Source organism: Advenella sp. (assembly GCF_052108595.1).
Lineage (GTDB): Bacteria > Pseudomonadota > Gammaproteobacteria > Burkholderiales > Burkholderiaceae_B > Advenella.
In genome coordinates this window covers 1-8,767 of the sequence record NZ_JBQEAU010000147.1, presented here as the reverse complement: position 1 = coordinate 8,767, position 8,767 = coordinate 1, and the positions used below count along the sequence as shown (strand labels likewise).

Sequence of the window (8,767 nt, the reverse complement as noted above, 5' to 3'; positions counted from 1 at the left end):
TTCAAAAAACTTTTCGCGCAACGCGCCAAGCGTGCGGCGCGCATCGTCCATGCGGCTGCCATCCCATTCCAGCACCAGCTTGTCTGCCTGAAACTGCACCATGGAAGGCTGGGCAAAATCCAGGACATCCAATGGAAACTGGGACTGTCGCAGCGCTTCGGCCTGTGCAACAAAGTCTGGCGTAGACTGGCCCGGCTGCTGCTTGAGCCATGAACCCATGGCCCACAACGGCGGCTGGCCGGCACGACCGGTTAGCGCGGAATATTGATTGAAAATTTCGGGGACATCGCCAGCAAACAGAAACAGGTCAAAAACCGGACCATCCATAAAAATCTGATAGGTGCCCGGATTGTCTTCTGTGCCAGGATCGTGCATGACCCGCTCAAGCGAGTTCGCGTATATTCCCCAGCCCCTGGGATTCCAGGCCAGCGGCAAATAACGGAAGTCGTTCAGGTCGGACACCATTTCCACGCCGCGGCGGTTGAAGTCGCCAGCGGTTTCGCCAAGCCCGAAAACCGGTTCGTTGTCCGGCAGATCGAACATGACCGACCAATGGGCAGGCTGTCCGGCTTCGGACTCCATGACCAGCGGCGTCTCAAAGCCATCATCGGTGCGCAAAATACATGTATCGCCACGGAACAGCGAAATGTTCAGCGGACTGTTGCAGATCACCAGAGAGACGTCGCCCTGGGTGAAACGCCAGCCCGACTCATCAATCAGCGACTCGGTGAGCATGTCGCCGATGCACTCGTCGCGAGCGATGGTCAGTGCCTGGCGCTGCTTCTGGCGCGCGGTTTGTTTTTCTTCGGAGAGCCTGTCGGGCAACCCTGCCAGGATCCTGAATACGCCCGGGCCGTGGGCCTCGACGCGCAACAATAAATCAGTGTCCGTAGAAAACTCGGCATGCGTTGCATGAGCGGACTTGAATACAAGACGATCAAATTGAATCACGTGAGTTCTTTTCAGTGAGGGGGAATACCGGGGCATGGAAACGGGCAAGAGATTCCCTAAAAACGCTTATTTTGACTCATTTACCACACAAAATAAAATCAATTTCGGGTTTTGGCTAAAAAACAAAGCGGATGTGGCCGTTTTTCAAGCGTTTTTTTTAGCGCGGCGCCACCGCCTGCAGCAAATCGCGCTCCAGCGGAACTGGCTCTGCATTGAGCATGGCGGCGATAACATCGCCGGCCAATGCCGACCAGGTCAGGCCATGGGATGCGTAGCCGCAAGCGAGCCACAGCCCGGGCGCGTGGCGCATTGGACCAAAAGCAGGCAACCGGCCCCGGATAACCGCCCGGCTTCCGGCCCACCCGGCAAACACCGGGGCATCGTCGTGCTGCGCTGCCTGCGCATGGGCTGGCAGTGCATTGCCCCCGTCGCCGCTACTTTCATCGCCTGCCTCACCGGACGAGGCCAATGGCGACAATCCGGCAATGGGCGCGTGCGCCGCCATTGCATCGACGACCGGCTGCAAGACGGCTGGCGCAAGCGCCGGCGCCAGTTTGCTCACGATTTGTTGCTGGCCGCGACGGGTACATCCCTGCCTGACCGGTTCCCGTTCGTAGGTGCTGCCCAATACGCATTGCCCCTGCACCGCCGGCAGAAAATAGCCTTCTGCGCCAATCACACTGACTGGCACCTGCGGCAGCATTGCCGCCGGCACATGCATGACCTGTCCGGCCAACGTATCCATGGACATGATCGCTGGTATGGTCGGCTGCCTGCGTCCTGAACGCAAGGTATGGTGATCCAGGCCGCTTTGGGCCAACAGTGCCGGCGTATGGGCGGCGGCCGCCAGGATAACGGTATCGCATTCGGCCACGACCACGGACTCCTTGTTCTGATGAGACCGCAACTGCCAGCCTTGCGCCCCTTTTTGCAGCGAATCAATCTGCACGCCATGGCAGACAATATTGGGATGGGACAACAACTTGCGGATCAGATTGGGGGGTGAAACCGTCATGCCTTTGACAAAGTACGCGCCGTGGCGAGTGACGCCGACGCCGGCGCGCGTGGCGGCCTGCGGCGGCGCTGTCAGGCTGACCCACCCTTCGGGGTAGGTCATGGCCTGCACAGCCTGTAGCAGGTCGCGCGCATGCCCTTTGCTGCGTGCCAGCTCCAGCGTACCGCTACGCGAGACGATGATATCGGCGTCAAAGTCCGCCCAGCGTTGATGAGCGCGATACACCCCGGCTCGGCTCAGTCGCGCCTTGAAATTATCATCAATGGAAATAAGCGGCGTGAGGGCCGCGGCAAGATGGCCTGCCTGTGGTCCCGACTGATCATGAGCCAGTGCCGGATCGGTCACGTGCACGTGCCAGCCGCGCAATGCCAGCGCATAGGCCACGCCCGCACCAGCAAGACTGCCGCCGACCACCCATGCGGTGCGTGCCGGCGCGACCAGTGGCTTGGCCGGTTTATGCAGCCGCGCCAGCAGTACCTGCCATGGCTGACTCAATGGATGCAAAGCCAGGGCCCGCGACCCCTTGTTTCTGATCGCTTGTTGTAGTTGCTCAAGCACCGGCTGGGGTGCAACCACGGCCAGATCTGCCGCTGCAATACGCAACACACTGTCGGCATAGTGCGCAATTTCGGCGAGCCGGCGGGTCGAATCCACCAGCACCAGATCCACAACGGCAACCAACTGCGAGAAAGTCTGGCTTACCGGACCGATCAGGCGCGTCACCGTGAGCCGGTGCGCCGGCGCATCGAACCGATGCACCCCGGGCAGCAGCACGCCTGCATCATCAGAGGCAGCCAGCAGCCCGTCCAGGGCTGCACATGCGTCATCGCTGTTTGCCGCAAGCGGGGTTCGCGCCGCCGAGGTAGACGCCATTGCGCCTTCAGTCGTAACCTTCGTCTCTGACGAGGCGATGGCCGCGGCTTCAAAAAACACCAGATGCAACTGCGCCTGAGCTGGTGCGTGACGTTGCCAGTGCGCCAACAAGGTCGCTGCAACGTGAGCGCCATTAGCGGCCAGCACCAAGGCCGTAAAGGTGTTCTCCTGCTGCATGCTTTTTTGCAAATGCACCATCGCCTGCTCCAGCACCGCACTGAAATTGTCCAGCGCACCTTCCATCAACCCTTCTCCCTACCGATACTTAACAGACAGGCGCGCCCGCGGCGGCCTGCATTGGGCCACCATGCATCGCCGTCGCGCCATTTACACAAAGTACACAAAGAATACCCGGTTTTGCCGCAATGCGAACCCGGGCAAAGCTATTCATTTTATAATCGTCCGATTATCGGGATTTATCCCGGCTGCTGTTCCGATTCAAATCCAGACGGAGTATCACGCATGTCTTCTTCCCTCATCGACTTCGGTATTGCGCTTGATGCCGGCATCAAGGCAGCCCATGCGGGAGCCTCGGTACTGCAGGCCTATTCGCATCGCCGATCCGACCTGATCATCGATCACAAAGCCAGGAATGATCTGGTCTCCCAGGCCGACAAGGAAGCAGAACAGGCCATTCTGGATACCTTCGCCCAGTTAACGCCCCACTTTGGCATTGTTGCTGAAGAAACCGGCGGCAAACCGGAAGGCGTTGCCACCTGGTATATTGATCCGCTGGACGGCACAACCAATTATCTGCATGGCATTCCACACTATGCCGTCTCGCTCGGGCTTATCGCCCATGCCGGTACGGTGCTGCCTCAGGCATCCGAGCCGCTGACCCGCGATACCCCGGTCGTTGCGATTGTATATGACCCCAACCGCGAAGAGTTGTTTACGGCCGTGGCAGGCACCGGCGCCTGGCTTAACGGTCAGCGTATCTCCTGCTCAAAAACGGCCACGCTGGCCGATTCACTGCTTGCAACCGGATTCCCTTTCCGCGACTTTTCCTTCGAAGATCAATACACCCCCATCTTTGACACAGCGATTCACACCACTCGCGGCCTGCGCCGCAATGGGGCCGCTGCACTGGACCTGGCCTGGGTCGCTTGCGGACGCTTCGATGGCTATTTTGAAATGGGCCTGGCGCCGTGGGACGTCGCCGCCGGTGCATTGCTGGTGCGGGAAGCGCAAGGTCGCGCAGACGATATGTATGGCAATGACCCCTGGCCCATCAACGGGTTTGTGGTCGCCGCGGGCAACGGTCTGTTTCCGGCACTCTCGGCCATGATTACCCCTCATCTCAAACCGCGATAGCCTAACCGGTCGTTACAGTCATGGCGCAAAAAAATCAGCACCCCTCCGAAGCCGTCCTGGTCCATGTACCGCGCAGACTCGACACCGAGGATGCGCAGCTTGCGCTCGAGCGCATTCAGGAACTGCTGAAAAAGCACGCCATTGTCGAACAATTAGTGCACCGCCAGGAAGCCGGCGATGAGCAGTCGACGCTGGTCGAAGGCCTGATCCGGCGCCAGCATGAAGCCGAACTGAGCAATACCCTGAATGCCCTGCATCCGGCAGATATCGCATTCATTCTGGAATCGCTACCCACCGAAGAGCGCCAGCTTATCTGGGGCCTGGTCAACTCCAAGTACGACGGCGACATTCTGCTGGAAGTAGACGACTGGGTCCGGGAATCGCTGATTGCGTCCATGGATCGGGCCGATCTGCTGGCTGCCACCGAAGACCTGGATGCCGACGAGCTGGCCGATCTGGCCGCCGATCTGCCTCCGGACATTGTGGCCGAGGTACAGAAAGGCCTGACCGAAGCCGAACGGGCGCAACTGCTCGAAGCAATGGGTTACCCCGAGGGTACGGTCGGCGCCATCATGGACTTCGAAATGGTCCGGGTGCGCGAGGACGTCACCCTGGAAGTGGTCCTGCGCTATCTGCGCCGCCTCAGTGAACTGCCGGATCACACCGACCAGATTTTCGTGGTCGATCGCGGCGATCAGATTCTGGGCGTGCTGTCCGTTTCCCGCCTGCTGGTCAGCGACCCCGATACCATCGTGAAAGACGTCATGAACACCGACTACCTTTCATTGGGTCCTGATGACGAAGACCGTGAAGCGGCCAGCGCATTTGAACGTTACGATCTTGTTTCCGCACCAGTGGTGGACCAGCAAAACCGGCTGATTGGCCGACTGACCATTGCCGAGGTGGTGGACGTGATCCGCGAAGACTCGCAGGAACAGGATCTGTCACGTGCCGGTCTGCAGGAAGAGGATATTTTTGCGCCTGTCTCCAGCGCGATCCGCAACCGGGCGCCCTGGCTGTTTCTGAACCTGTGCACGGCGTCGGTCGCCGCCTATGTGGCTTCCCAGTTTGAAGACACCGTCAGCACCATTGTGATTCTGGCTTTTCTTATGTCCATTGTGGCGGGCATTGGCGGCAACTCAGGCAACCAGACCATGACACTTGTCATTCGCGCTCTTGCCATGGGCCGTATTACCTCCAATAACGTGAAATCGCTGCTGCGACGTGAATTTGTGGTGACATTCCTGGTAGGCATTTCAGGCAGTCTGGTCGCCGCCGCCTTTGCATGGCTTGTCTCGCGCAGCCTTTCCATTGCGGCAGTAATGATGGCGGCACTGGTCTGCAACATGCTGATCGGCGCCATGCTGGGCGTCCTGATTCCTTTGACGCGGGACCGCTTCGGCAAGGATCCGGCCATGGGGTCCTCGGTGCTGCTCACCTTTGCCACCGACTCGCTTGGCTTCTTTGTCTTTCTGGGACTGGCAAACCTGTTTCTTATCTAGCAAGCATCTGCCGTCGTTGTCCGGCATGACGCGCCGCCCAGATTATTCACCGCCATCCGCATAACAAAAAATCCCTCACCGCTTTTGAACTGTGAGGGATTTTTCATTTATGCCTGCCATCGGAAGACATGGCGTTTATTTGAGTCGACATCAATCGGGGCCGTCAATCTGTTGCGACATGGCTGTGTGACATTGAACGTTGATATCAACCTGCCATCGAATATTTTATACATCGTCATTCCCATCCCGATATATACAACTTCATGCACAACACTGCGCTTCCCACACCGCCCTGCACCGACACGCGCACGCGTACTGTGCAGGAGCCAGGCCGGTGTTGATCAGCTTAGCTTGCCGTGGCAATGTTTATACTTTTTACCACTGCCACACGGACACGGATCGTTGCGGCCAACTCTGCCCACCATGTTTTTGACGGTGATACCACCGGCAGACACATCGCCCTCTTCATTGATTTCGGCATTGGCCAGCGCTTCATCGTAGTCAGAATGATGAAACTGCATATTGGACACATGAGACTGCGCGGCATCGGCCTCGGCCTCTTCAACCTGTTCCGGCGACTGGATCTGCACGGTCATGAGCACGCGCGCGGTTTCATTCCGAATGCGCTCCAGCATGCCTGAGAACAGCTCGAAGGCTTCGCGCTTGTATTCCTGTTTCGGATCTTTTTGCGCATAACCGCGCAAATGAATACCCTGACGCAGGTGATCGAGTGAAGACAGATGCTCACGCCAGAGCGTATCGATGGTTTGCAGCAGGATGGCGCGCTCGAAAGAGACCCATTGTTCCTTGCCGACCAGCGCCACTTTGGTTTCGTAGTTCTCGCGAGCCTGTGCCAGCACCGCTTCGACGATATCCTCGTCGCCCATGCTGTCGTTTTTTTCGAGCATGTCGATCAGGGGCACGCTAACCTGCCATTCGGCTTCCAGCGCAGTCTGCAATGCAGGAATATCCCACTGCTCTTCCATACTTTCTACCGGCACATAAGTGCGCACAAAGTTGGTAATCGCCGCATCGCGCAGGTTGGCTACCAGCGGGCCGGAGTCGGCCTCTTCCAGCACATCATTGCGCTGACCGTACAGTACCTTGCGCTGGTCGTTGGACACGTCGTCATACTCAAGCAACTGCTTGCGGATGTCGAAGTTGCGGCCTTCCACCTTGCGCTGCGCCGATTCAATGGAACGCGATACCATCTTGGCTTCTATCGGTTCGCCATCGGTGCCCAGCCGGTCCATAATGGCGCGCACGCGATCGCCCGCGAAAATGCGCATGAGCGAATCATCCAGCGACAGATAGAAGCGAGATGAGCCGGGATCGCCCTGGCGTCCGGCACGGCCCCGCAATTGATTATCGATACGACGCGATTCGTGTCTTTCGGTACCGATAATGCGCAAGCCTCCGGCCTGCTTGACCTGTTCGTTGACCGGCAGCCATTTTTCACGAATGGCGGCAATACGCTCCTCTTTCTGGGCTGGCGTGAGCGTATCGTCTGCGCGCACCAGGGAAATGGCTTTCTCTATGCTGCCACCGAGCACAATATCGGTACCGCGGCCAGCCATGTTGGTCGCAATGGTGATTTTGCCCGGCTTGCCGGCTTCGGCAATAATCTCAGCTTCACGCGCATGCTGCTTGGCGTTGAGCACATCGTGCGGCAGATTTTCTTTGTTCAGCAGTTCGGACAGAACCTCAGAGTTTTCAATGCTCGTGGTACCGACCAGCACCGGCTGATTGCGTTCGTGACAATCGCGCACGTCCTTGATGATGGCAGCGAATTTTTCCTGATCGTTCTTGAAAATCTGGTCGTTCTGGTCATCCCTGACCATGGGCAAATTGGTCGGAATAATGACCGTTTCCAGGCCGTAGATTTCCTGGAATTCGTAGGCTTCGGTATCGGCCGTACCGGTCATGCCGGCAAGCTTTTTGTACATGCGGAAAAAGTTCTGGAACGTGATCGAAGCCAGGGTCTGGTTCTCGTTCTGGATCGCCACCCCTTCCTTGGCTTCCACGGCCTGATGCAGACCATCGGACCAGCGGCGCCCCGCCATGAAACGTCCGGTGAATTCATCCACGATCACGATTTCACCGTCATTGACCACATAATGCTGGTCACGGAAAAACAGATTGTGGGCGCGCAATGCCACCATCAAGTGGTGCATCAATGTAATATGACGCGGCTCGTACAGCGACTCACCCTGCGGCAGCATGCCCAGGCGAGTCAGAATTTCCTCGGCGTGTTCGTGCCCGGCTTCGGACAGGTAAATCTGCTGGGATTTTTCATCCACCCAGAAATCGCCTTCCGGTTCCGTTTCCTGCGGCTTGGGTTCGGACGCCATGCGCGTGAGCATGGCCGGAACCTGGTTCATCTTGACATACAGTTCGGTATTGTCATCGGCCTGGCCGGAAATGATCAGTGGCGTACGGGCTTCATCGATCAGGATCGAATCGACCTCGTCGACTATGGCGTAGCTCAATTCACGCTGGCGCCGGTCTTCAGCGCGATATTCCATATTGTCGCGCAGATAGTCAAAGCCGAATTCGTTATTGGTACCATAAGTTATATCGGCGCGATATGCAGCGACCTTTTCTGTGTTGTCCTGCTCTGGTACCACCACACCCACGGACAGGCCCAGAAAGTTATACAGTCGACCCATTTGCTGCGCATCACGACGCGCCAGGTAGTCGTTGACGGTGACCACATGCACGCCCTTGCCCGACATGGCATTCAGATAGACAGGCAGCGTACTCATAAGCGTCTTACCTTCACCCGTGCGCATCTCGGCAATTTTACCGTAATGCAGGGTGATGCCGCCGATCAGCTGCACATCGAAGTGACGCATGCCCAGTACCCGGCGCGAGGCTTCGCGCACAACAGCGAAAGCTTCGGGCAACATGGCGTCCAGATCTCCGTCCTGCTGATAGCGAGCCTTGAATTCCTGGGTTTTCGCGGCTAGCGCTTCATCGGACAGGGCTTCGACGGTTTTTTCCAGACTGTTGATTCTGGAGACCAGTTTGCGATACTGCTTCAGAAGACGATCGTTACGGCTGCCAACAATTTTTTTGAGGAGAGAAATCATTCTGCTTTCAGAGTAATCAG

Annotated in this window: 4 protein-coding genes and 1 pseudogene; 2 read left to right on the top strand and 3 right to left on the bottom strand. The window is 57.8% G+C overall.

Annotated features, from left to right (window positions below; all coding sequences use genetic code 11):
- Positions 1–951, bottom strand: a pseudogene (locus ACTIKR_RS18995) (glycoside hydrolase family 31 protein); the annotation flags it as partial.
- A gap of 157 nt (positions 952–1,108) precedes the next feature.
- Entirely contained in the window at positions 1,109–3,082 is a 1,974-nt protein-coding gene (locus ACTIKR_RS18990) for an FAD-dependent oxidoreductase (protein ID WP_442328693.1), read from the bottom strand.
- A gap of 219 nt (positions 3,083–3,301) precedes the next feature.
- Here ACTIKR_RS18990 and ACTIKR_RS18985 point away from each other — a divergent pair, with 219 nt between their 5' ends.
- Entirely contained in the window at positions 3,302–4,153 is an 852-nt protein-coding gene (locus ACTIKR_RS18985; RefSeq protein WP_442328692.1) for an inositol monophosphatase family protein, read from the top strand.
- A 20-nt stretch (positions 4,154–4,173) separates the two neighbouring features.
- Entirely contained in the window at positions 4,174–5,655 is a 1,482-nt protein-coding gene (mgtE, locus tag ACTIKR_RS18980; RefSeq protein WP_193087290.1) for a magnesium transporter, read from the top strand.
- Positions 5,656–5,996: 341 nt separating this feature from the next.
- Here mgtE and secA read toward each other — a convergent pair whose 3' ends face one another.
- Entirely contained in the window at positions 5,997–8,747 is a 2,751-nt protein-coding gene (secA, locus tag ACTIKR_RS18975) for a preprotein translocase subunit SecA (RefSeq protein WP_193087289.1), read from the bottom strand.
- Positions 8,748–8,767 lie beyond the last annotated feature (20 nt).

Bases quoted from the DNA above. Each gene is read 5' to 3' on its own strand.
- ACTIKR_RS18990 (WP_442328693.1), bottom strand. From the start codon at position 3,082: ATGGAAGGTGCGCTGGACAATTTCAGTGCGGTGCTGGAGCAGGCGATG.
- secA (WP_193087289.1), bottom strand. From the start codon at position 8,747: ATGATTTCTCTCCTCAAAAAAATTGTTGGCAGCCGTAACGATCGTCTT.
- mgtE (WP_193087290.1), top strand. From the start codon at position 4,174: ATGGCGCAAAAAAATCAGCACCCCTCCGAAGCCGTCCTGGTCCATGTA.
- ACTIKR_RS18985 (WP_442328692.1), top strand. From the start codon at position 3,302: ATGTCTTCTTCCCTCATCGACTTCGGTATTGCGCTTGATGCCGGCATC.